We start from the raw sequence: 22,064 nt of genomic DNA, 5'->3' as shown, positions 1-22,064 counted from the left end.
GCCGTTGTAACCGACGAGTAACCCTAACCACGAAACCAGGGGAACCGCTGCGGCGAAACTCACCTCGGAGTGAGGTGCGGATGCGGAACTGGGCGGTGCCGGGCTTCACCGAAGTCGGGTTGCTGGGCGAAGGCGGGTTCGGCGAGGTCGTGCTGGCCAGGCACGACCCCTCCGGCACCCCGGTGGCGATCAAGTACCTGTTCGGGAAGCATCTCGGCGACCCGGCGCGGCTGGCCGCGTTCCGGCACGAGGCGCAGCTGCTGAGCCGCATCCAGTCGCCGCACGTCGCCCGGCTCTACGAGTTCCACGAGAGCCCGCACGGCGCCGCGATCGTGATGGAGGCCATCCACGGCGTCTCGCTGCGCGAGGTCCTCGGCCACGACGGCGTGCTGCCGCCCGAGTCGGCGCTCGCGGTGCTGAAGGGCTCGCTGCTCGGGCTGGCCGACGCGCACCGCGCCGGGGTCGTGCACCGCGACTACAAACCGGCGAACGTGCTGGTCGGGCCGGGCCGGGAGAGCAAACTGGTCGACTTCGGCATCGCCGTGCTGGCCGGGCGGCCCGGCGTGCCCGCGGGCACCCCGGCGTACATGGCGCCCGAGCAGTGGCGCGGCGGGCCCGCCACCCCGGCGACCGACGTGTACGCGGCGACCTGCGTGTTCTTCCAGAGCATCGCCGGGCGGCAGCCGTACGAGGGCGCGACCACCGACGAGCTCCGGGACCTGCACGAGAACGCGCCGGTGCCGCTCGATGCGGTGCCGGAGCCGGTGCGCGGGCTGATCGCGCGCGGCATGGCGAAGGAGGCGGACCGGCGGCCGTCCGCGGCGGCCGAGTTCGTCGCCGAACTGGAGACCGCCGCGGTCGCCGGGTACGGCCCGGACTGGGAGCAGCGCGGCCTGGGCAGGCTGGCCCAGCGGGCCGGGGCGTTGCTGGCGTTGTCGCCGCTGGCGCTGCTCGGCGCCGGGACCGCGGCCGCGCCGGGAGCCGCGGCGGGCGGGCTGGCGGCGGTCGGCACCGGCATCGGTCTCGGCGCGAAGATCGGCGCCACGCTGGTCGCCGTCGCGGTCGGCGTCGGCGCGGTGATCGGCACGATCGCGGTGATCGGCAACGGCGAAACCCTCCCGCCGGTCGCCGCCGCGCCACCCGCCGAGCAGCAGGCGGCGGTCCAGGTGAACCTGCTGACCCGCACCGAACCGGGCGCCGGGTTCCACGTCGACGCGCAGTACGCCGCGGTGAGCGGGATGCGGGACCCCGCGCTGCAGGACCGGATCAACGCCGCGCTCGCGAAACCGCTCGACGACTTCACCGCCTACGTCCGCTCCGGGATCGTCGACCCGACGGAGGACCCGGTGATCGAGAACAAGGTCACCATCGGCAGGCAGGACGAGCGGATCGTGTCCGTGCGGTACGACCTGACGGTGGAGTCGAGCCAGTTCGGCAACCACGGCGGCTACGCCATCCTCTGGCTGAATGTCGACCTGTCGACCGGGCAGGTGTTCACGGCCGGGGACGTCTTCGACGGAATCGCGGCCGACCAGAACGCGATGAGCGCGCTGGAGTCGCGGATCCTCGCCCGCTCACCGGGCGGCTACTGCGACGGCGGCGAACCGTTCGGCGAGCGCACCCCGCTCGCGCCGCAGGACCTGCGGCCGTGGGGGATCCTCGACGCGCCCGCGCTCCAGCTGGGATTCCGGCCCGACGGAGTGGTGTTCTGGCTCGCCACCGACGCGCGGAATTATCCGATGGCGTGCGGGTACCACGAGGTCGTGGTTCCCTACTCGGAGGTCGCCGACCTGATGACACCGCTGGGCCGGGAACTCCTGCCCTGATCCATACGTTGTCCACAGTGGAACGCGAATGGAATTGCTCCGTTCGGCGGTACGGAAACGCTGGGCGTCGGGTCGTTCAGCGGTCCGTCACCCATTCGGAAGCAGTGTCGGGCTGAAGTCCCGATACCGCTCATCGACCGGTCACCGACCGTTGAGCGCCGCCGATCGCAGGCGCTCCCGTTGTCCACCGATCAACCGGCCCACCCCTGGTACCTCTTTCCATGTGCCTCTTTTCACGAGGTGCGGGTAGGGAATCAGCGGTAAGAGGAGGCGGATCGTGGCGGTTACACCAGGGCACACCGGAAACTCGGTGGTGGCCGGCGGACGATCGTTCCCCACCCGCGTGGTGCCGCCCGTCGAGTTGCCCGCCAGCGTCAGCGTGCTGGCCCGCGACGCCGCCGCCCAGCTGGGCTGGCACGGCGTCGTGCTCCCCGAGGTCACGATGCTCGGCCGCCGCGTGTGCGTCGTCGCCAAGCTGCGCACCGCCACCCACGCCGAGCGGATCGCGATGGGCGTCGCCCCGGTGACCGACCGCGCGACCGTCGCCACCTGGACGTGGCCGGAGTTCGCGCCGACCGCCCCGGCCCCGGCCGCGGAGATCGTCGGCGTCCTCGCGGTCGCCCGGCACTGGCGCACCGGAATGGCGTCCGCCGTGCCGTTCAGCCGCTACGGCGAGGCGGCCGTGGTGCTGCCGACGTCGGCCGTGCTGAGCCGCGACTACCTGGACAACTGCCTGCCGCGCGCCCGTTCCTACGGCGTCGGCGTGGTCACCGCCGACGAGGACGCCCGGGTCGACCTGGACATCGACGTGCGCCGCGAGCGCATCCTCCTCCCCGAGGACGCCGTGTCCCGCTGGATCAACGAGATGGTCTACGAACAGCTCCTCGCCTCCTACGACCTGCCGGTGGCCTGACCCCGGCCTAGAGTCGGTCCCATGCGAGTCGTCATCGCCGGAGGGCACGGGAAGATCGCGCGTCACCTGGAGCGGCTGCTGGCCGGCACCGGGGACGAGGCCGTTGGCATCATCCGCAACGTCGAGCAGGCCCCCGCCCTGCGCGACCTCAGCGCCGAGCCGGTCGTGCTCGACCTGGAGTCCGCCGCGGTCGACGAGGTCGCCGACGTGCTGAAGGGCGCGGATGTTGCGGTCTTCGCCGCGGGCGCGGGCCCCGGCAGCGGCGCGGCCCGCAAGGAGACGGTGGACCTCGGCGCCGCGCGGCTGTTCGCCGACGCCGCCGAGCGCGCCGGCGTCCGGCGGCACATCCAGATCGGCTCGATCGGCGTCGACCGCCCGGCCCGCCCCGGCACCGACGAGGTGTTCGCGGCGTACCTGCGCGCGAAGAAGGCGGCCGAGGAGGACCTGCGCGCACGCGACCTGGACTGGACCATCCTGCGCCCCGGCCGCCTCACCGACGAGCCCGCGATCGGCGAGGTCCACCTGGCCGACAAAGTCGACTACGGCGAAATCCCGCGCGAGGACGTCGCCGCGGTGCTGGTCGCGCTCTTCGAGGAGCCCCGCTCGTTCCGCCGCACGCTGGAACTGGTGACCGGCAACACACCCGTCGACGAGGCGATCACTCGTTTGTAGATGATTCAGGAGAGCACCGAGATCGCGGACTGGCCCGCGGACGTGGCCTGCCGCCGCCGCGGTCCGGCTGCTTAACCAGCCGGAAGCCGCCCCGGTGGTACAGGCCATCGACGTCGCGGTCGAACTCGCCCCTGCTCGCCGAGTTCGGGCCGCAACCGCCGGGCGATCCACTGTGGATTCGCCGCTACTGGCACGACTGACGCGCTGCCTAGGGCAACGGGCCAAGCACGCGGTCCACATAGGAGTTCCGGAATACCCCGGCGGGGTCGCAGCGTTGCGCCACCTTCACGAAGTCGTCGAAGTGCGGGTAGCGCTCGCGCAGCGCGGCGGCGTCCAGGGTGTGCATCTTGCCCCAGTGCGGACGTCCGCCGACGGCCCCGACGATCGACTCGAAGCCGGCGAAGTACTCGCGGTAGGGCATGCCGACGAACTGGTGCACGGCGATGTAGGCGGAGTCGCGGCCCTGCGCCGTGGACAGCCAGATGTCGTCCGCCGCCGCGACGCGCACCTCCACCGGGAACGCCACCGGGTTCTCCAGCCGCGGCAACAGCGCCCGCAGTTCGCGCAGGACCTCCTGCAGTGATTCACGTGGAACGGCGTACTCCGACTCCACGAACCGCACCCCGCGGTGGGTCACGAAAACCCGGTGCGAGGTGTCCGAGTACTCGCGTGCCGACAACGCCGCCGACGCGAACCGGCCGAGCGGCTGGACCAGTCGCGGCACCGCCCGGCCGATGCGGCACAGCGTGCCGAACGCGACGTTCTCCATGATCTCGTAGTCGAGGAACTCGCGGGCCCGGCTCAACGGCCGCGGCGTCTCGCCCGCGGGTAGCCGGTTGTTGCGCTTGACCAGCGCGTTCTTCCCGTACGGAAACCAGTAGAACTCGAAGTGGTCGTTCTCGGCGGCGAAGGTGTCGAACCCCTCCAGCACCTGCTCCAGCGGCTCCGGCCGTTCCTGCGCGGCGAGCGCGAACGCGGGCTCGCATTGCAGCGTCACGTGCGTGATCACGCCGAGCGCGCCGAGCCCGACGCGGGCCGCGGCGAACAGGTCCGGCTGCCGGTCGGCCGAGCACGTGACCACCGAGCCGTCGGCGAGCACCAGTTCCAGCTGCACGATCTGCGTGGCCAGCCCGCCGAGCCGCGCGCCGGTGCCGTGCGTGCCGGTCGACACGGCGCCCGCGATCGTCTGCGCGTCGATGTCCCCGAGGTTGGTCAGCGCCAGGCCCAGTCCGTCCAGCTCGGCGTTGAGCTGCCGGATCGTGGTGCCCGACCGCACCGTGACGCGGTGGTTCCCGGCGTCGACCGCGGCGATCCCGGTCCAGCCGCGGAGGTCGATCGCGTCCGAGTCGGCCACCGCGATCGGCGTGAACGAGTGCCCGCTGCCCCACGCGCGGACGCGGCGGCCGTTCACCGCGACGCCGGTGACGACCTCGGCGATCTCGGCCGCGCTGCGCGGCGTGTGGATGCGCTGCGGGTCCGCGCTCGCGGTCCCCGCCCAGTTGTGCCACCGGCTCATGAAGTGCTCACCCGTCCGTGTCGAGTGACGAAACCGTAAGTGAAAGGTATTCGCGTTTCAAGTCGTTCTGACGTACGGTCCTAGCATGACGAGCTCCGCGACCACGTACGACACGGCGACGAAGGATCTCGATCCGCCGCTCGCCGTCGTCGACCTGGCCGCGTTCGACGCCAACGCCGCCGATCTGGTCGAGCGCGCCGCGGGCCTGCCGATCCGCCTGGTCAGCAAGTCCGTGCGCTGCCGCTATCTGATCGAGCGCGCGCTCGCGACGCCCGGGTTCGCCGGGCTGATGTGCTACTCGCTGGCCGAAGCCCTGTGGCACGCCCGCCTGGGCACGTGCGACGACATCCTGGTCGCCTACCCCACCGCCGATTTCGGCGCGCTGCGCGCACTCGCGGCCGACGAGCGGGCCCGCACCGCGATCACGATCGTGGTCGACTCGGCCGAGCACCTGGACCTTGTGGACGCCGCGCTGGGCCACGACCACCCGGAGATCCGGGTGTGCCTGGAACTCGACGCGTCCTGGCGCCCGCTGCCGTTCGTGCACGTCGGGACCCGCCGCTCGCCGGTCTTCACCGCGAAGCAGGCCGCGGCGCTGGCGCGGAAGATCGTGGCACGCCAAGGCTTCCGCCTGACCGGGCTGATGGCCTACGAGGGCCAGATCGCCGGGCTCGGCGACGCCACCGGCAGCCGCCTCAACGACCTCGTCGTGCGCTGGATGCAGCGCCGGTCGTCGGCCGAGCTGTCCCGCCGTCGCACGGCCGCGGTGGAGGCGGTGCGGGAGGTCGCCGACCTGGAGTTCGTCAACGGCGGCGGCAGCGGCAGCATCGAGCTGACCCGGGCCGACCGGGTGGTCACCGAGGTCGCGGCCGGGTCCGGGCTGATCGGCTCGACCCTGTTCGACGGCTACACCCGCTTCCACCCGCAGCCCGCGGTGTTGTTCGCGCTCCCGGTCGTGCACAAGCCGTCGCGCCACATCGCCACGCTCTACTCCGGCGGTTTCGTCGCCTCCGGCCCGGCTTCGGCGAGCCGGCTGCCGTCCCCCTACCTGCCGGAAGGGTTGCGGCTGCTGCCGTTCGAAGGCGCCGGCGAGGTGCAGACCCCCGTCACCGGCAAGGCGACCCGCGATCTCCGGGTCGGCGACCGGGTGTGGATGCGGCACGCGAAGGCGGGCGAACTCGCCGAGCGGTTCGACGCCTACCACATCGTGGTGGACGGCCGGGTGGAGCGCACCGTGCCCACCTACCGGGGCGAACACCAGAACTTCGGCTGACTTGTCCACATGTCCACAACCCTGTGGACAACTCAGGCGAGCGTCGCCGCCGCCTGTCGCAGTTCGTCGAGCGTCCGCCGGGTCAGTTCGGCGAAGTCCAGCTGGTTGGCCGGGTCGATCCAGCGGGTGAACGCGGTCCGGAAGGCGAGGTTCCCGATCTCGGCGGCGAGGCTCGCGCCGGGTTCCGGCACGCCGCGTTCCCGCAGGGCGTCCCGGAAGGCGGTGGTGAGCGTGGCGAGCTTGAGCAGCTCGCGCTCCTGCAGCTCGGGGTTGGCGTCGATGACGGCCTGCCGTTCCTGCGCCCACTTCAGCCGCTCCGGCCCGAAGAACACCGCGGTGGCTTCGAGAGCCGCGCCGATCGCCGCCAGCGGTTCGACCGGATCGGGCACGGCGGTGATCGCCTCCGCGAGAACCTTGACCAGCGCGTCCTGACCGCCGAACAGCACCTCGCGCTTGTCGGCGAAGTGCCGGAAGAAGGTCCGCTTCGTCAGCCCGGTGCGCTCCGCGATCTCCGCGACCGTCGTGTTGTCGTACCCCCGCTCGGTGAACAGCTCCAGCGCGGCGCGCGACAGCCGCTCAGGCGCGTTGGGCTCCCACCTGACCATGGGCCCAGTCTAGGTGATGACACCAAGTGTCATGCGGTGCTATCGTTGCTGATGTCACCAAGTGACATCACTGAGGAGGATTCCATGCGGGTTTTCGTCACGGGCGCGTCCGGGCACGTCGGTTCGGCGGTCGTCCCGGAGCTGCTTTCGGCTGGTCACGAGGTGGTCGGCCTGGCGCGGTCGGAGGCCTCGGCCGCGAAGCTGTCCGCCGCCGGCGCGCAGGTGCGGCGGGGCGACCTGCGGGACCTGGACGGCCTGCGGGAGGCGGCGGCCGAGGCGGATGGCGTCATCCACCTCGCCTTCGACCACGAGGCCATGACCGCCGGGGACTTCGCGACCGCGGGCGACACCGACCTGGCCGTCGTGCGGGCGTTCGGCGAGGTGCTGGCCGGCACCGGCAAGCCGCTGGTCGGGACCTCGGGTACCGGGATGGTCGCCGAGCTCGGGCTGGACCGGGCCGCCACCGAGGAGGACGTGATGCCCGGCGGCTATCGGATCGACGCGGAGAACGAGCTCATCGGGTTCGCCGACCGCGGGATCCGGTCGTCGGTGGTCCGGCTCCCGCCGACCGTGCACAGCTCACTGGACAAGCACGGTTTCGTCCCGGTCCTGATCGCCGCCGCGCGGAAGGCGGGCCGGTCCGGCTACCTCGGCGACGGCGTCAACCGCTGGCCCGCCGTGCACACGCTGGACGCCGCGCGGCTCTACCGCCTGGCGCTGGAGAAGGCCCCGGCCGGTTCGCGGTTGCACGCCGTGGGGGACGAGGGCGTCCCGTTCCGGCAGATCGCCGAGGCCATCGGCCGCCACCTGGGGTTGCCGACGGAGAGCATCCCGGCCGAGCAGGCGGAGGAGCACTTCGGCTTCCTGGCCCGCTTCGCGGCGATGGACAACGCGGCGTCCAGCGAGCGCACCCAGCGGCTGCTGGACTGGAAGCCGGAGCACCCCGGCCTGCTCGCCGACCTCGACGCGGGCCACTACTTCGAAGAGGGCTGACCGCTCTGGTACGCGGCGCAGCCGCTTGCGCCATGCAGGCAGCTCGCACCGCTACCCGCACCGCCCCGCAAGCCGCGCTGACACGTTCCTATTCGCCGAGGCGCGAGGCCAAGTACTGCTTGATGAGGTGCTTGGTCTCGCCCACGATTTCCGCGTCGCCCTCGGGGTCGCGGTGGAAGGCCAGCTTCAGCAGCCCGTCCGCGGCCTCGATGGCGACCGTCATCGCCAGCGACAGGCGTGGCGTGTTCAGGTCGATGTACTTCCCGACGAGGTCGGCGAGCGAGTCCGCGATGACCCGGTTGTTGTCCCGGCTGTCGTCGAGCAGCTGCCGGTCCACCACGTCGCCGAAGTGCACCTTCGAGAAGCCCGGCACGGTCCGGTGCATCTCCAGGTAGATGTCCAGCACCGAGTCGACGACGTCCCACCAGTGCCGCGGGTCCTCGCGGCTCAGCCGCTCGCTCACGGCCTGCACGAACCGGTCGAGGTTGCGTTGCGTCAGCGCCCGCACGACCGCCCGCTTGTCGGGGAAGAACTGGTACAGCGACCCGACGGCGACCCCGGCGCGCTTCGCGATCAGGGTGGTGGTCAACGCGTCATAACCGACCTCGTCGATGAGCTCGGCGCTCGCGTCCAGCATCTGCTCGACCCGCTTCGCGCTGCGCTGCTGGACGGGCTGCCGGCGAAGCGGGGTCGTCGTCGCCTGGGTCTCCGACACGTTGTGCTCCTTCTGGTGCTCTGAACAGGGACTTTAGCGCGCCGGACCGCTTCCCCCCGGTCGAGGGAAGGGCTAGCATTTGAGAACTTTTCACGTTAGCCCCGATGAAGGGACGTCGCTCGTGGAGAACCTCGCCTTCCCGCCCGGCTTCCTGTGGGGCGTGTCCACTTCGGCCTTCCAGATCGAGGGCGCCACCAGCGAAGACGGGCGCGGACCGTCGGTGTGGGACACCTTCGCCCCCGGGCAGGCCGACGTCGCCTGCGACCACTACCACCGCTGGCCGGAGGACGTCGCGCTGCTGACCGAGCTGGGTGTCGGCGCCTACCGCTTCTCCTTCGCCTGGCCGCGGATCCAGCCGACGGGGTCCGGCGCGCCGAACGCGGCGGGCCTTGCCTTCTACGACCGGCTGATCGACGCGCTCTGCGAAGCGGACATCGCGCCGGTGGCGACGGTCTACCACTGGGACACCCCGCAACCGCTGGAGGACGACGGCGGCTGGCTGAACCGGGAGACGGCGTACCGGTTCGCCGAGTACGCCTCGGTCCTCGGCGAGCGCTTCGCTGATCGCGTGCGGATGTGGATCCCCCTCAACGAGCCGATGGTGACGACGGTGTTCGGGTACGCGATCGGTGAGTACGCGCCCGGACGGACACTGCTCTTGGACGCCCTCCCCACCGCACACCACCAACACCTCGCCCACGGCCTCGCGGTCCAGGCTCTGCGGGCCGCGGGTGCCTCGAACATCGGCACCGCCAACCATCATTGTCCAGTTTGGCCCACTTCAAACGCCGAAGCCGATCATGACGCGGCGCGCCGACTGGACGCATTGCTCAACAGAGCCTTTTCGGACCCGGTGCTGCTCGGCGCTTATCCCGCGGAAATCGAACCGCACCTTCCCGCCGGATACGCCGATGACCTGGTGAACATCGGTCAACCGCTGGATTTCTACGGCGTCAACTATTACGAGCCGCAGGGCGCGGCGGCGCCCGGCGAGGGCAATCCGCTGCCGTTCGAACTTCGCCCGATCGAGGGTTTTCCGCGCACCACCAACGACTCCCCGATCGTGCCGGCCGCGCTGCACGAGCTGCTGGTCGGCCTGCGCGACCGCTACGGCGAGAAGCTGCCGCCGATCTACCTGACCGAGAACGGTGCGAGCTTCGACGGCGTCCACGATCAGGAGCGCATCGACTTCCTGGACGCGCACCTGCGGTCCGTCGCCGCCGCGATAACGGCGGGAGTTGAAGTCCGTGGGTATTTCGTTTGGTCGTTGCTCGACAATTTCGAATGGTCCAAGGGGTACGCGCCGCGGTTCGGCCTGGTGCACGTCGACTACGAAACGCAGCGCCGGACTCCCAAGGACTCCTTCTCCTGGTACCGGAAGCTGGTGCGCGCATGACCGGAACGCGGACGCCCGACGCGCTCGCCGAGCCCGACGTCCCGGTCCGGGCCGGCTGGGTCAGCCTGCTCTTCGGCGCGAACATCGGGCTATGGCTGGGGATCTACGCCCCGATCCAGGTGCTGCTGCCGGAACAGGCCGAGCACCTGGACGCCGCGGACAAGGAGCTGGTGTTCGGCATCGTCACCGGGGTCGGCGCGGTGGTCGCGCTGCTCACCAACCCGCTGGTCGGGCTGGCCTCGGACCGCACGCGCTCGCGGTTCGGGCGGCGGCACCCGTGGACGCTCGCGGGCGCGCTGTGCGGCGCGCTCGGCTTGGTGGTGCTGGCGCTGGCGCCGAACGTGGCGGTCATGGTCGTCGGTTGGTGCCTGGTGCAGGCCGGGCTCGGCGGCATGCTCGCCACGCTCACCTCGGCGGTGCCGGACCGGGTCCCGGTCGGCCAGCGGGCGCGGATCGGCGGCCTCGTCGGCATCAGCCAGATGCTCGGCACGGTCCTCGGCGCCGTGCTGGTGACGGTCCTGGTCACCAGCCTGCCCGGCGGCTACCTCGCCTGCGCCGCGGTCGTGGTGCTCGGTGCGGCGGCGTTCGTGCTGCGCACCAGGGACATCGCCCTGCCCCGGGACTGGCGCCCGGCGACCGGTTTCCGCGCGGTCCTGCGCGAGCTGTGGGTTTCGCCGCGGCGGCACCCGGACTTCGCGTGGGCCTGGGGCTGCCACTTCCTGATCAACCTCGGCAACGCGCTGGGCACGTTCTTCCTGCTGTTCTTCCTCAAGGACGCGGTGCACCACCCGGACCCGGACACCGGGCTGCTGATCATGATGGGTCTCTACGGCGTCGCGCTGGTGATCGGCGGCCTCGTGGTCGGCCCGCTGTCCGACCGGACCGGCCGCCGCAAGCCGTTCGTGCTGGGCGCGGTGGTGGTGATGGCCGCGGCGGCGGTGGTGCTGGTGCTGTGGCAGACCTGGCCCGCAGCGCTGGCGGCGTCCCCGCTGCTCGGGGTCGGCTTCGGCGCGTACTGGGCGGTGGCGCTGGCCATCCTCACCGAGGTGCTGCCCGCCGCGCAGGACCGCGCCAAGGACCTGGGCGTCATCAACATCGCGAACGCGCTGCCGCAGGTGATCGCGCCGGTCTCCGCCACCGTGATCCTGGCCGAACTGGGCGGCTACCCGGGACTGTTCGCCGCTTCGGCGGTCGCGACGCTCGCGGCCGGGGCGTTCGTCCTCCGCGTCCGCTCGGTGCGCTGAAATCACCGAAGGGCTCCTCCGGGGTTCGGAGGAGCCCTTCAGCTCCGTACCTTTGGGCCCGCGGGCCGGTGCCGGTCGGGGGAGGGGAGTGCAACGGCACCGGTCCGCGGAGTTCTCGGGGCCACGAGGGCGGGGGCGGTCAAGGTGCGATCTGCAACTTCGCGACCTCAACCATGATCGACAACATAGTGGTGACGGGGGCGTTCCGCCAGAGGTTGTGACCGAGTTTTTTCGATTAATCGCCGAGTGGTCAGTGGTTCGCGACCTGCGGTATCAGCGCGTGCCGACCGGTTGTCTCACCCGGCGTCGTACCGCGCGTCTGTGCCGGGACCTTCGGCTTGCGGCGCGACGGGCGGCGCAGGTCCTGCTGGGGGGCGAGACCGCCGGCGACGAGGTGCTCGTGCGCGACCTGCCACACCGAGCACGGCGCCTTGCAGCGGTGCCACCGGGTGGAGCAGGTGGGGCAGTCACCCCGCTCGTCGGGCTCGTGAGCGGTCAGCATCGCGCGCCAGCCCTCGGTCAGCCGCGGCAGTTCCGACCGGGCCACTGAGACCAGGGACTGCGCGTCCGCCCTGGTGGCGAGATCGGCGAGCATGTCGAGGCGCTCCCAAACCGCGTTGCGGAGGACCTGCCCAAGGATCTGATCCACGGAATTCTCACCGTCACCTTTCCGCCAGTTTGGCGGCTTCGTTCAACGCCGCCTGGAGCTGGCCGAGCTGACCCGCGGTGAGGCGGGCCGTTTCCCCGGGCGGCCCGACGAGGACCACCTGGTTGTCCTGGACGAGCACGGTGACGCAGCGGTCGCGGTTGATCATGTCGCCGCACTGCACCCGCCACACCAGCTGACCACCCTCGTAGCGGCGCAGCTGCGCGGCACGCGGGTCCGGCGCCGGCATCGCCGACCGGCTCGCGACCGGCGCACCGGCCGGGGCGAAGGACCGCCGGTGGACCTGGGCGCGTGGTGCCGAGATCGAGTTCATGAACTCCACCGCGTGTCTCCGCTCTGCTTCGGGCTTGCTGTCCGTGTTCGTCGTAGCTCTGCGTGATCGCGGGCCGTATTCGCTCGGTCACGCCGAACCCGAGAACTAGATTGCGATGAACCGCAGCCGAAGAGAAGGCGAACCGCGGTCACAGCGGCGACCGGCGCGGGCGGGCCGGTGAACGGTCGCCGGAGTTCACCCCGACCGATCAGGGCTCCCGCAACGACGTTTCCCAGGGTTCAATGGGTGTGCCTACGCTGCGAATCGACGCCCGACAGGACGGTGAGGGGGCGCAATGGACGCCGGTGACAACACTGATGCCCGCCAGGGACACCCGATCAGCTCGGATGCCTGGGAGAAGCGGGAGATGAGGGAGGCCCTGGCCGCCCGCAACATCAGTGCCGTGTACCGGAACCTGCGCAAGGAGGGCATCTCCCAGCGCCAGATCGCCGCGCTCACCGGCCAGTCCCAGTCGGAGGTCTCGGAGATCCTCAAAGGCCGCCAGGTGATGGCCTACGACGTGCTCGCCAGGATCGCCGACGGACTGGGTGTCCCCCGTGGATACATGGGCCTCGCCTACGACGAGGCCACCGAGATTCAGGTCGTCGGCGCAGCCGACGAGCAGCAGGCTGAGGAGGACGAGTCCGTGAAGCGGCGGAACTTCCTCGCGCACGCCGCCCAGGTCACGATGGGGGCGGCCATCCTGGGATCGTCGCCGAGGGCATGGGCGGCGAGCCCCGCGAGGACGCCGGCACCCGGCCACATCGGGATGACCGACGTGCGCCAGGTCGAGGCTGCGACCAGAGCGCTGCGCGCGCTCGACTACCAGTACGGCGGCGGTTTCTGCCGCGACGCCGTGGTCGCGCAGCTGTCCTGGGGGCAGCAGATGCTCGACTCCTCCGCGGCCACCCCGGTCCGCTCGCGCCTGTTCGTGGCGCTGGCCGACCTGCACAGCCTGGCCGGTTGGACGTCGTTCGACAGTGGACTGATGGACTCCGCGCGCGGGCACTTCGCCAACGCGCTGGAGCTGGCCAAGCAGGGCAACAACGACCACCTGGTGGCCAACATCCTGTACCGGATGGGCCGGGTCTACCTGCACCAGGAGGCGCCCAACGACGCGCTCAAGCTGTTCCAGCTGGGACAGATCGCGGCGCAGGAATCCGGCTCCGAGCTGGCGATCTCCGTGCTCGCGGCCAACCAGGCGTGGGCCTACGCGATGATGGGCAACGAGGACCAGTCGCTCAAGCTGCTCGGCCTGGCGAAGGACGAGTTCGCCCGCGCCAACGTGGCCGAGGCCGAGGACTGGGTCAAGTTCTTCAACGAGACCGACGTCTACGCGATGATCGGCACCGTCCACACGGTACTGGCGCGCGGCGTCGACACGAAGCACACGCAGTACGCGATCCCGGCGCTGACCAGGGCGATCGAGGCCTACGGCGAGGACATGCAGCGCAGCAAGGTGTTCAACCAGGCCGCGCTGGCCACCAACCACCTCATCGACGGCGACATCGACCACGGCGCCCGCATCGGCCGCCTGGCGCTGGAGTCGGCGGACGGCCTCAAGTCGGCCCGGGTGAAGGACCGCATGATGCCGATGCAGGAGGAAGCGGCCAAGCGCCGCAACAACCCGGACGCCCGCGACCTCGACGAACGCATCAGTTCGTTCTTCGCGGCATAGGACGATGCGCACCGTCGCGGACGAGCTGGACGGCCGGTTCACCAAGGAGAAACTGGCCGCCGTGCTGGCCGAGGCGTGCGCCCTGCTGGGTCTGGACCACCGTGGCGCCCGGCTGCTGCGGTTCACCAACAACGCCGTCTACGAGCTGGCGGGCGCGCCCGTCGTGATGCGCATCGTCGGGTCGCGGGCGCTGCGGCACCGGGTCGCCAAGGTCGTCGAGGTCGCACGGCACTTCGAGGCCAACGACGTGCCTGCGATCCGCCTGCTGCCCGGCGTCGGCCAGCCGATCCACGTCGGCGAGCACGTCGTCACCGCGTGGGTCCGGGTGCCGCCGGGAGAGCGCCGCGCGAACGCCGCCGACCTGGGCAGACTGCTGCGCCGGGTGCACGCCCTGCCCGCGCCGGACGGCGTCGGCGAGTGGGCGCCGCTGGCGGACGTGCGGGCCCGCGTGGCCGACGCCGAGGAGCTCGACCCAGACGACCGCCGGTTCCTGCTGCGCCGCAGCGCCGAGGTCGAAGCGGCGCTCGGCGAGCTGGAGTTCCCGCTGGACCGGAGCCTGATCCACGGCGACGCGCACCCGGGCAACGTGATCGTCGGCCCGGACGGACCGGTGCTGTGCGACTTCGACTCCGCGTGCTTCGGCCCGCCGGAATGGGACCTCACGCCGCTGGCCGTCGGCCGCGAGCGGTTCGGGGACCCGGCGGGCCGGTACCGCATGCTCGCCGACGTCTACGGCTTCGACGTCACCGCCTGGGACGGGTTCGCGGTGCTGCGGGCCGCCCGCGAGCTCAAGCTCGTGACCAGCGTGCTGCCGATCCTGCGCAGCCACCCGCACGTGCGCGGCGAGCTGCGGCGACGGCTGGGCGACCTGCGCGCGGGCCGTGCCGGCACGGAGTGGGCCCGCTACCGCTAGTCCACATCGTGGGAAAATCGGGGACATTTACCGACCGCAGAAGACCGCTCGTCGTATGTCCGGATCCCTGTGCGAGCGGTGCGAACTTCGGCCCGGCTAGTCACCCCGGGCGGATTAATCCGTCCCCCACGCGTGCAACTTGCAGCTACTGACGGTTAGCTGACCGGGGCGCGGGTGAGCACCACCGCGAAGCCGAACGCGAGCCCCATGACGGTCAGCTCGAGCGTCGCCCACGTCGCGAGCGCGGTCCGCTCGTGCCGGACGATCCGCGGCATCAGCTTCCACCGGACCATCGCCCCGAGCACCGCGATCCCCGCCGCGCACAGCAGCTTGAGCACCACGAGCTGCCCGTACGGCGTGGTGAACAACGCGGTGAACAGCCCGATCGTCGGGTTGAGCAGGATCTCCACCACCGCGTTGAACAGGCCCGTCGCCGACACCAGGACCAGGCACAGGGTGGCCAGCTTGGAGAACCGCGGCAGCGCGTGCGCGAGCAGCGTCCGGTTCGCGGCGAGCAGCACGACCATCGCGCCGAGGCCGCCGGTCCACGCGACCGCGCCCATGACGTGCAGCTCCATCGAGATCATCGTGTAGTCGTGGTAGTCCCAGTTCGCCGCGTGCCCGGTCACCGGCAGTGGCAGCAGGGCGAACAGGCCGAGCCCGACGCGCACCTCGGCAGGCACCTTCTCGCCGTGCCGCAGCGTCAGCACCCCCAGCCCGACCTGGACCAGCGCGAGCACGGCGACGACGAGCAGCGCCTTGCCCGCGCCGACCTGCACCACGTAGTCCCAGATGTCGGCGAAGCTCACGGTCGGCACCTGCGGCCGATACTCGGCGGTCTGCAGGACGAGCGTGACCAGCGCGGTCATCGTCCACACCAGCGACGCGGCGAGCGCGATCGGACGGGCGCGGCGCATGATCGGCTCGGTGAGCTTCGGCCGGTCGTACCCGACCAGCACAGACAGCAGGGCGAGCCCGATCGTCGTCACCGCGGCCAGGTCGAGCAGCACGCGGACGATCGGGATGGCGACCGAGACCACCTCGCTGACCTCCGCCACCCCGGGCACCGGCGCGGTGGCCGTCAGCGCGACGCCGATCAGCGCGCCGGCCAGCGCCGCGGTGACGATCGCGACGATCGCCTGGTAACGGACTTGCGAGGTGGCCCCGGCCGCCGTAGTCATGCCGCGACGCCTCCCCGCTGCGCTCCTTGGGCCGCGGCCGGCCCTGCGATGCTCATGCGTCGTTGTCGCGGAGTCATGCCTTTTCCCTACCCATCCGCAGAGCCAGCGTCAGCCCGATGGCCAGCAGGACCACCGCGCCGAGGATCCACACCCACACCGGAACGCCGCCGCCGGACTGCGCGGCGGGCGCGGCCGTGTCCGCCCCGGTCGCGGCGCTGGCCGTGGCCGGGGTGCCGTTGCCGGCGGTGGTGAGGGTGAACGGCACCTCGCCGGTCACCGGGTGCCCGTCGGCGGACAGGATCCGGAACCCGACGGTGTACTGCCCCGCCGGGCCGAGCGGCCGCACGCCGACGGTGACGACGTTGCTGCTGATCTGCACGTCGCCCTCCGCCCACTGGGTGCCGCCGGGGCCGGTGACCGAGACCTGGTTGACGTTGCCGCCCTGCACCGGCGCGTCGAAGGTCAGCGTGATCTTCGACGGCCCGGTCGCGAGCACGGCGTCCTTGGCCGGGTCGGACGAGACGAGCACGTTGTGCGCGAGCGCCGGGGTGGCGGTGACGACCAGCGCGACCAGTGCGGTGGCGACGGTGACGAGCAGGCGGCGCATTACTTCGACGCCTTCCGGGAGCGCAGGACCGCCCCGGCGCCGACACCGAGGCCGAGCGCGCCGACGGCCAGTCCGGCGCCGCCGAGCCAGCGGGCCGTGTCGTCCGTGGAGGCGGACTCCTCCGCCGCGGCCTGTGCGGCGGCGGTCTTCGCGTGGTGCGAGTCGCCCGAGGCCGAAGCCGCGGCCAGCGACACGGTGGGGGCCGGGTGCTCCGGCTCCTCCGCGCCGGCCGCCTGGACCTGGTCCCACGCCACGACCGCGCCGTTGTCGTAGGTCTGGATCGCGGGCAGGACCAGTTCGTCGACCGCGGGCAGCGAGCCCGCGGTGATGCCGAAGTCCTGGTACTGGGTTTCGCCGGGGCCGATCTTGGTGCCCGGCTGAGCGGTGAAGACGATCTTCGTGACCGCCTCGGTGACGTCGAGGCCCTTGCCGTTCTTGACCGGCGCCGGCAGCGGGGTCTTGGTGACCTCCGCGGTCCAGCCGGGGATCGGCTGGTACCGCACCGAGCTGATCGCGTACTCCGGCTTGAAGTCGATCTCCACCTTGACGGTGGCGGCGTTCTCCTCCTCGTTCGGCACGCGGAAGGTGATCGCCCCGTACCCACCCTGCTGCGGCTCCGAGCCGAGGACGTTGGCGGTGACGTGCGCGGACGCGACGCCCGCGCCCAGCAGACCCGCGATCCCGACCGTGCCGGCCAGCACGAGCCCGCGCCGGATGACGGCGTTGTTCGTCATGATGCTCCTGAAGAAGTGAAGTGGGTCAGCGCGCTGCGCTGAGGTGAAGGGTGTGGTGCGCCGGGCGCGCGGGCGGGCCGCGCCGCGCGTGCATCCGGTTCAACAACACCTGCACCTGCGGCACGCCGGGCGCCGGAGCGGGCGCGGCGGGCAGCGGGACCGGCGGCGGGAGCGGTCCGAACAGGACCGGGAGCAGCAGCGACAACCGCGCGGCGGCGACGTCCAGCAGTGCTTCGGCGTGCGCCAGCAGCAGTCCGGTCACGACCGTCGCGCCCGCGTGGGCGGCGAACATCGCGCCGGGCATGTCGCCGGCGTGCGGCATCAGCTCGTCGAGCACGACGTGCATCAGCAGCTGGGCCGCGCCGAGGACGGCGAGCACGCCGACCGGGCCGCGGGTGCGGTCGGCCAGCGCGGTGCCGGTCCAGCCGACGAGCAGGACGAGCAGCAGCGTCAGCGCGGTGTCCGGGAGGCCGCCGTGGGCGAGCGCGTGCGCGCTGACGGCAAGGCCGCCGGAGGTGAGCGCGAGCAGGACGCCGCGCACGGTGCGTGACGCTCCGTGTCGCTGGGGTCGCTTGCTCACCGATCCAGGGTATGAGACCGGTGATGATCATGCGACGGCATCCCGGGTGGTGAACGCTGGGAGAGGTCCGGAAACCGGTCCTACTCGGACCGTAACCCAGTGTCGGTAGTTGAGACTTTCATGTTTTTCGGCAACGGTGGGTAGGCCGGACGAGTGAACGACCGAACCGGGAGGAGGCGGCCACCGGGGATGAACCTGTTCGAATACGTGGCCGATCGGTGGAGCAGGCTCGGGCTGCAGGCCTGGCTCCACGTGAGCGCCGTGGTGCAGTGCACGATCATCGCCGCCGTCATCGGTGTGCTGATCGGCATCGCGGTCTACCGCAGCCCCATCGGATCGGCCCTGGCCACCGCGCTGGCCAGCACGGTCCTCACCATCCCGTCGTTCGCGCTGATCGGCCTGCTGATCCCGATCGTCGGGCTCGGCGTGGCGCCCAGCGTGATCCCGCTCGTGCTGTACGCGCTGCTGCCGATCGTGCGGAACACCATCGTCGGGCTGAGCGGGGTCGACCCCGCGGTCACCGACGCCGCCAAGGGCATCGGGATGAGCCGGTTCGGCGTGCTCACGCGCGTCGAGCTGCGCCTGGCCTGGCCCGCGATCCTGGCCGGCATGCGCGTCGCCACCCAGATGCTGATGGGCATCGCGGTGATCGCCGCCTACGCCAAGGGGCCGGGCCTGGGGTCGGAGGTGTTCGCCGGGCTGACCAACGCGGGCAGCACCAACTCCATGAACCAGGCCCTCACCGGCACGATCGGCGTGGTCGTCCTCGCGCTGATCCTCGACGGCATCTACGTCCTGATCTCCCGCTTCACCGTTCCCAGGGGTGTCCGTGTCTGAAACCATCGAATCTCCCGCACAGGCGGAATCCGGCGCGGTGTCCGGCGTCGAGATCCAGCTGGAGCACGTCACCAAGCGCTACCCCGGCTCGCGCCAGCCCGCGGTCGACGACGTCACCATGACGATCCCGGCCGGCAAGATCGTGATCCTGGTCGGCCCGTCCGGCTGCGGCAAGACGACCACGATGCGGATGATCAACCGGCTGATCGAGCCGACGTCCGGCCGGATCACCATCGGCGGTGAGGACGCGCTGAGCCTCAACCCGGACCGCCTGCGCCGCAAGGTCGGCTACGCGATCCAGCAGGCCGGGCTGTTCCCGCACTTCACGGTCGCGCAGAACGTCGCGGTCGTGCCCGGGCTGCTCGGCTGGGACAAGAAGAAGATCGCCGACCGCGTCGACGAGATGCTCGACCTGGTCGGGCTCGACCCGGCCCAGTTCCACGACCGGTTCCCGCGCCAGCTCTCCGGCGGCCAGCAGCAGCGCGTCGGCGTGGCCCGCGCGCTCGCCGCCGATCCGCCGGTGCTGCTGATGGACGAGCCGTTCGGCGCGGTCGACCCCATCACCCGCGGCAACCTGCAGGACGAGCTGTTGCGGCTGCAGTCCGAACTGGGCAAGACGATCGTGTTCGTGACCCACGACTTCGACGAGGCCGTGAAGCTCGGCGACAAGATCGCGGTGCTCGGCAACCAGTCGAAGATCCTGCAGTACGACACCCCGGACGCGATCCTGGCCAACCCGGCCGACGACACGGTCGCCGGGTTCGTCGGCGCGGGCGCGTCGCTCAAGCAGCTCACCCTGCTGCGCGTGCGCGACGTCGAGCTGAAGCAGGACACGGTGACCGCGACGATCGGCGATTCGCCCGCCGAGCTGCGGCGGCAGATGACCGAGCAGCGCCGCACCTACGCGCTGGTGCTCGACCACCGCCGCCGCCCGGTCCGCTGGGTGCACGTCCGGGACCTGGGCAGCGCGACCTCGCTGGACGGGGTCGGCAAGCCGATCGGCGACTACGTGAGCCTGCAGTCGACGCTGCAGGACGCGCTGGAGGCGATGCTCGTCGAGGGCGGCGGCGTGCCGGTCACCGGGGCGCGCGGCGAGTACGCCGGGATGATCGAGCTGGACACCGTGATGGGCACGATCCAGCGGCTGCGCGAGGAGCACTCCGACGACGGGGGACCGGCGTGACCACGACCGTCGACAAGGGGTTCACCACCGAATCCGGCTCCCGCCGCGCGGAACGGGCGCGCCTGCTGGTGCAGCCCGCGGTGGTCGTGGTGGTCGTCGCCGCGGTCGTGGCCTGGGCGCTGCTGCGGGACAACGACGCCATCGAGGCGCAGAACCTGAACGCCGCCCGGCTGCTGGAGGCGACGTGGCAGCACCTGCTGATCACGGTCGCGGTCGCGGTCATCGTGGTCGGCGTCGCGGTGCCGCTCGGCGCGGTGCTCACCCGCTCCTGGGCGCGGCCGATCGCGCCGGTGTTCCTGACGATCGCGAACATCGGGCAGGCCGCGCCCGCGCTCGGCGTGATCGTGTTGTTCTTCCTGTGGACCCAGTGGGACGGGTTCTGGGTCGCGGTGCTGCCGATCGCGTTCTACTCGCTGCTGCCGGTGCTGCGGAACACGATCGTCGGCATCAACTCGGTCGACCCGGCGCTGATCGACGCGGGCCGCGGCATCGGCATGTCCGGCCGCGCGGTGCTGTTCCGGATCGAGCTGCCGCTGGCGGTGCCGCTGATCCTGGCCGGGCTGCGGACGTCGCTGGTGCTGGCGGTCGGCACGGCGACGCTGGCGTTCTTCGTCAACGGCGGCGGGCTCGGCGAGCTGATCGACACCGGGTACAAGCTCAACCGCGTCCCGGTGCTGGTCACCGGCGCGATCCTGGCGGTCGGCCTGGCACTGCTGATCGACTGGCTGGGCGCGGTCATGGAACGCGTCTTCGGACCGAGGGGGCTGGCGTGAAGCACCGCTGGAAGGCGATTTTCGGAGCCGCGCTGCTGACGACCTCGCTCACCGCGTGTGGCCTGGACGTCAACGCGGCGCTGCCGTACGAGGTGAAGCCCGGGTCGATCCGGCCGGTGCCGAGCCTGGACGGCGTGGACATCGCGGTGGGGTCGAAGGACTTCACCGAGAACATCATCCTGGGCTACATGGCCGAGCTGGCGTTGTCGGCGGCCGGGGCGGACATCACCGACCTGACGAACATCAGCGGGTCGAACTCCGCGCGACAGGCACTGATCAACGGGCAGATCGACATCTCGTGGGAGTACACCGGCACCGCGTGGATCTCCTACCAGGGCAACACCGAGCCGATCCCGGACGAGAAGGCCCAGTTCGACGCGGCGAAGGCGGCCGACGAGGCGCAGTTCGGCATCACCTGGCTGGACTACTCGCCGGTGAACGACACGTACGCGTTCGCCACCACTGAGGCCTACGCCCAGCAGCACAACCTGCGGTCCAATTCGGACATGACGGAGTTCTTGAAGCAGCACCCGGAACAGGCCATCTTCTGCGTGGAGACGGAGTTCGCGAGCCGCCAGGACGGGATGCCGGGCGTGCAGAAGACCTACGGCTTCCCGACCACGGAGGTGAAGACGTTCGGCACGGGCGCGATCTACTCCGCGGTGGCCAGCGGCACCTGCAACTTCGGCGAGATCTTCACGACGGACGGCCGCATCGCGGGCCTGAACCTCCGCGTCCTTGCCGACGACAAGCGGTTCTTCCCGCAGTACAACGCGGCGGTCACGATGAAGAAGGAGTTCCTGGACGCGCACCCGGCGGTGCGCGGGGTGCTGGAACCCGTCGCGAAGGCGCTGGACAACCAGCAGATGATCGAGCTGTGCAAGCAGGTCGACGTCGACGGCCGGGACGCCGGTGAGGTCGCCCGCGACTGGATGGTCGCGAAGGGCTTCATCCAGTAGCTAGACGCCGAGGCGCTTGAGCAGCTGGCCCTCGATCCGCTCCAGCTCGGCCGCCACCGCGTGGTGCGCGGCCTTGCGGCGCGTGCCGGGCATGCGCTCGGCGGCCCGGACCGCGGCGGTCAGCTGTTCGAGCGTCGCCTGCGAGTCGTTCGCGAATCGGACGTCGTCGTCGCTCGCGCGTTCGGCCTTGCGCACCTCGGCCAGCGCCTCGGACGTGCCGGCGATGCGCGCCAGCAGGTGCGCGCCGCGGCCGGTGAACTCCGAGAGCTGGTCGATCGGCACCCCGAGGCGCCGCGCCTGGTAGTGGTCGTAGGCGTCGCGGACCGCGCTCGCCGCCTTGACCGCGAGCGGTGCCAGCGCGGGAGCCACCGCGGGCACCACGATCTTCGCCACGGCGACCGCGTTCTTGGCCTTCTTCGGCGTGATGCCCGTCTCGGCCGGCGTCTTGGTCTTCTTGCGAGCCATGGGCTGAATGTAGCGGCACGC

The 22,064-nt window shown here is 71.2% G+C and carries 23 protein-coding genes; 13 read left to right on the top strand and 10 right to left on the bottom strand.

All coding sequences use genetic code 11. The annotated features are described in order from the left end of the window. Positions 1-80: 80 nt before the first annotated feature. From AMYTH_RS45865 to AMYTH_RS0128535, 3 genes are all read left to right on the top strand, one after another. A complete protein-coding gene (locus tag AMYTH_RS45865) occupies positions 81-1,826 on the top strand; it encodes a protein kinase domain-containing protein (protein ID WP_051362847.1) in 1,746 nt (581 codons plus the stop codon). A gap of 277 nt (positions 1,827-2,103) precedes the next feature. Then, positions 2,104-2,739, top strand: coding sequence for a hypothetical protein (locus AMYTH_RS0128540; protein WP_027933129.1), 636 nt, complete (start codon positions 2,104-2,106; stop codon positions 2,737-2,739). Between the two features lie 21 nt (positions 2,740-2,760). Continuing rightward, entirely contained in the window at positions 2,761-3,411 is a 651-nt protein-coding gene (locus AMYTH_RS0128535) for an SDR family oxidoreductase (RefSeq protein WP_027933128.1), read from the top strand. Positions 3,412-3,619: 208 nt separating this feature from the next. Here the strand turns inward: AMYTH_RS0128535 and AMYTH_RS0128530 are convergent, their stop codons facing one another. After that, positions 3,620-4,927 (bottom strand): D-arabinono-1,4-lactone oxidase, encoded by a 1,308-nt coding sequence (locus tag AMYTH_RS0128530; protein ID WP_027933127.1) that lies wholly within the window; start codon positions 4,925-4,927, stop codon positions 3,620-3,622. 85 nt (positions 4,928-5,012) lie between these two features. Between AMYTH_RS0128530 and AMYTH_RS0128525 the strand changes: the two genes are divergently transcribed. Then, the gene (locus AMYTH_RS0128525; RefSeq protein ID WP_027933126.1) at positions 5,013-6,200 is read left to right on the top strand and encodes an amino acid deaminase/aldolase; all 1,188 of its coding nucleotides are present in this window, start codon (positions 5,013-5,015) and stop codon (positions 6,198-6,200) included. 32 nt (positions 6,201-6,232) lie between these two features. Here the strand turns inward: AMYTH_RS0128525 and AMYTH_RS0128520 are convergent, their stop codons facing one another. Beyond that, complete coding sequence (locus AMYTH_RS0128520) at positions 6,233-6,805, bottom strand: TetR/AcrR family transcriptional regulator (RefSeq protein ID WP_027933125.1); 573 nt, start codon at positions 6,803-6,805, stop codon at positions 6,233-6,235. Positions 6,806-6,889: 84 nt separating this feature from the next. Here AMYTH_RS0128520 and AMYTH_RS0128515 point away from each other — a divergent pair, with 84 nt between their 5' ends. Continuing rightward, entirely contained in the window at positions 6,890-7,798 is a 909-nt protein-coding gene (locus AMYTH_RS0128515) for an SDR family oxidoreductase (protein WP_027933124.1), read from the top strand. Positions 7,799-7,886: 88 nt separating this feature from the next. Here the strand turns inward: AMYTH_RS0128515 and AMYTH_RS0128510 are convergent, their stop codons facing one another. Then, on the bottom strand, positions 7,887-8,513 hold the full coding sequence (locus tag AMYTH_RS0128510) for a TetR/AcrR family transcriptional regulator (RefSeq protein WP_027933123.1): 627 nt from the start codon (positions 8,511-8,513) through the stop codon (positions 7,887-7,889). A 121-nt stretch (positions 8,514-8,634) separates the two neighbouring features. Here AMYTH_RS0128510 and AMYTH_RS0128505 point away from each other — a divergent pair, with 121 nt between their 5' ends. Both AMYTH_RS0128505 and AMYTH_RS0128500 read left to right on the top strand, forming a co-directional pair. Further along, positions 8,635-9,909 carry a GH1 family beta-glucosidase gene (locus tag AMYTH_RS0128505; RefSeq protein WP_027933122.1) on the top strand — a complete coding sequence of 425 codons (1,275 nt, stop codon included), beginning with the start codon at positions 8,635-8,637 and terminating at the stop codon, positions 9,907-9,909. Then, on the top strand, positions 9,906-11,153 hold the full coding sequence (locus AMYTH_RS0128500; protein ID WP_027933121.1) for an MFS transporter: 1,248 nt from the start codon (positions 9,906-9,908) through the stop codon (positions 11,151-11,153). Before AMYTH_RS0128505 ends, AMYTH_RS0128500 begins: the two co-directional genes overlap by 4 nt. A gap of 250 nt (positions 11,154-11,403) precedes the next feature. On the opposite strand, the gene AMYTH_RS0128495 is transcribed toward AMYTH_RS0128500, so the two are convergent. Then, positions 11,404-11,802, bottom strand: a complete 399-nt coding sequence (locus tag AMYTH_RS0128495) for a hypothetical protein (RefSeq protein ID WP_027933120.1) — start codon at positions 11,800-11,802, stop codon at positions 11,404-11,406. Positions 11,803-11,815: 13 nt separating this feature from the next. Beyond that, a complete protein-coding gene (locus tag AMYTH_RS0128490; RefSeq protein WP_027933119.1) occupies positions 11,816-12,142 on the bottom strand; it encodes a hypothetical protein in 327 nt (108 codons plus the stop codon). 286 nt (positions 12,143-12,428) lie between these two features. On the opposite strand from AMYTH_RS0128490, the gene AMYTH_RS0128485 reads away from it, so the two are divergent. Further along, positions 12,429-13,811 (top strand): helix-turn-helix domain-containing protein, encoded by a 1,383-nt coding sequence (locus AMYTH_RS0128485; RefSeq protein ID WP_017986057.1) that lies wholly within the window; start codon positions 12,429-12,431, stop codon positions 13,809-13,811. A gap of 4 nt (positions 13,812-13,815) precedes the next feature. Next, positions 13,816-14,724, top strand: coding sequence for a phosphotransferase family protein (locus AMYTH_RS0128480; protein ID WP_084022699.1), 909 nt, complete (start codon positions 13,816-13,818; stop codon positions 14,722-14,724). 155 nt (positions 14,725-14,879) lie between these two features. Here the strand turns inward: AMYTH_RS0128480 and AMYTH_RS0128475 are convergent, their stop codons facing one another. The 4 genes from AMYTH_RS0128475 to AMYTH_RS0128460 all read right to left on the bottom strand — a co-directional run bounded on the left by AMYTH_RS0128475 (position 14,880) and on the right by AMYTH_RS0128460 (position 17,826). Then, complete coding sequence (locus AMYTH_RS0128475) at positions 14,880-15,905, bottom strand: copper resistance D family protein (RefSeq protein WP_027933117.1); 1,026 nt, start codon at positions 15,903-15,905, stop codon at positions 14,880-14,882. 73 nt (positions 15,906-15,978) lie between these two features. After that, positions 15,979-16,512, bottom strand: coding sequence for a copper resistance CopC family protein (locus AMYTH_RS0128470; RefSeq protein ID WP_017986060.1), 534 nt, complete (start codon positions 16,510-16,512; stop codon positions 15,979-15,981). Then, positions 16,512-17,246 (bottom strand): YcnI family copper-binding membrane protein, encoded by a 735-nt coding sequence (locus AMYTH_RS0128465; RefSeq protein WP_027933116.1) that lies wholly within the window; start codon positions 17,244-17,246, stop codon positions 16,512-16,514. The genes AMYTH_RS0128470 and AMYTH_RS0128465 overlap by 1 nt, the downstream gene beginning before the upstream one ends. A 25-nt stretch (positions 17,247-17,271) precedes the next feature. Then, positions 17,272-17,826, bottom strand: coding sequence for a hypothetical protein (locus AMYTH_RS0128460; RefSeq protein WP_378365062.1), 555 nt, complete (start codon positions 17,824-17,826; stop codon positions 17,272-17,274). 189 nt (positions 17,827-18,015) lie between these two features. Here AMYTH_RS0128460 and AMYTH_RS0128455 point away from each other — a divergent pair, with 189 nt between their 5' ends. From AMYTH_RS0128455 to AMYTH_RS0128440, 4 genes are read left to right on the top strand one after another with little or no spacing between them, the layout of a single operon-like run. Next, the gene (locus AMYTH_RS0128455; RefSeq protein WP_027933114.1) at positions 18,016-18,663 is read left to right on the top strand and encodes an ABC transporter permease; all 648 of its coding nucleotides are present in this window, start codon (positions 18,016-18,018) and stop codon (positions 18,661-18,663) included. A 37-nt stretch (positions 18,664-18,700) separates the two neighbouring features. Next, positions 18,701-19,846 carry a betaine/proline/choline family ABC transporter ATP-binding protein gene (locus tag AMYTH_RS0128450; protein WP_037322742.1) on the top strand — a complete coding sequence of 382 codons (1,146 nt, stop codon included), beginning with the start codon at positions 18,701-18,703 and terminating at the stop codon, positions 19,844-19,846. Next, complete coding sequence (locus AMYTH_RS0128445; protein ID WP_027933112.1) at positions 19,843-20,619, top strand: ABC transporter permease; 777 nt, start codon at positions 19,843-19,845, stop codon at positions 20,617-20,619. The genes AMYTH_RS0128450 and AMYTH_RS0128445 overlap by 4 nt, the downstream gene beginning before the upstream one ends. Beyond that, positions 20,616-21,578, top strand: coding sequence for a glycine betaine ABC transporter substrate-binding protein (locus AMYTH_RS0128440; protein WP_027933111.1), 963 nt, complete (start codon positions 20,616-20,618; stop codon positions 21,576-21,578). The genes AMYTH_RS0128445 and AMYTH_RS0128440 overlap by 4 nt, the downstream gene beginning before the upstream one ends. Here the strand turns inward: AMYTH_RS0128440 and AMYTH_RS0128435 are convergent, their stop codons facing one another. Next, on the bottom strand, positions 21,579-22,043 hold the full coding sequence (locus AMYTH_RS0128435) for a DUF6474 family protein (RefSeq protein WP_027933110.1): 465 nt from the start codon (positions 22,041-22,043) through the stop codon (positions 21,579-21,581). Between the last annotated feature and the right edge of the window lie 21 nt (positions 22,044-22,064).

Origin of the sequence: Amycolatopsis thermoflava N1165 (genome assembly GCF_000473265.1) — a bacterium.
GTDB lineage: Bacteria > Actinomycetota > Actinomycetes > Mycobacteriales > Pseudonocardiaceae > Amycolatopsis_E > Amycolatopsis_E thermoflava.
The sequence above is the reverse complement of the archived record's forward strand: the minus strand, read 5'-3'. Positions and strand labels throughout refer to the sequence as shown.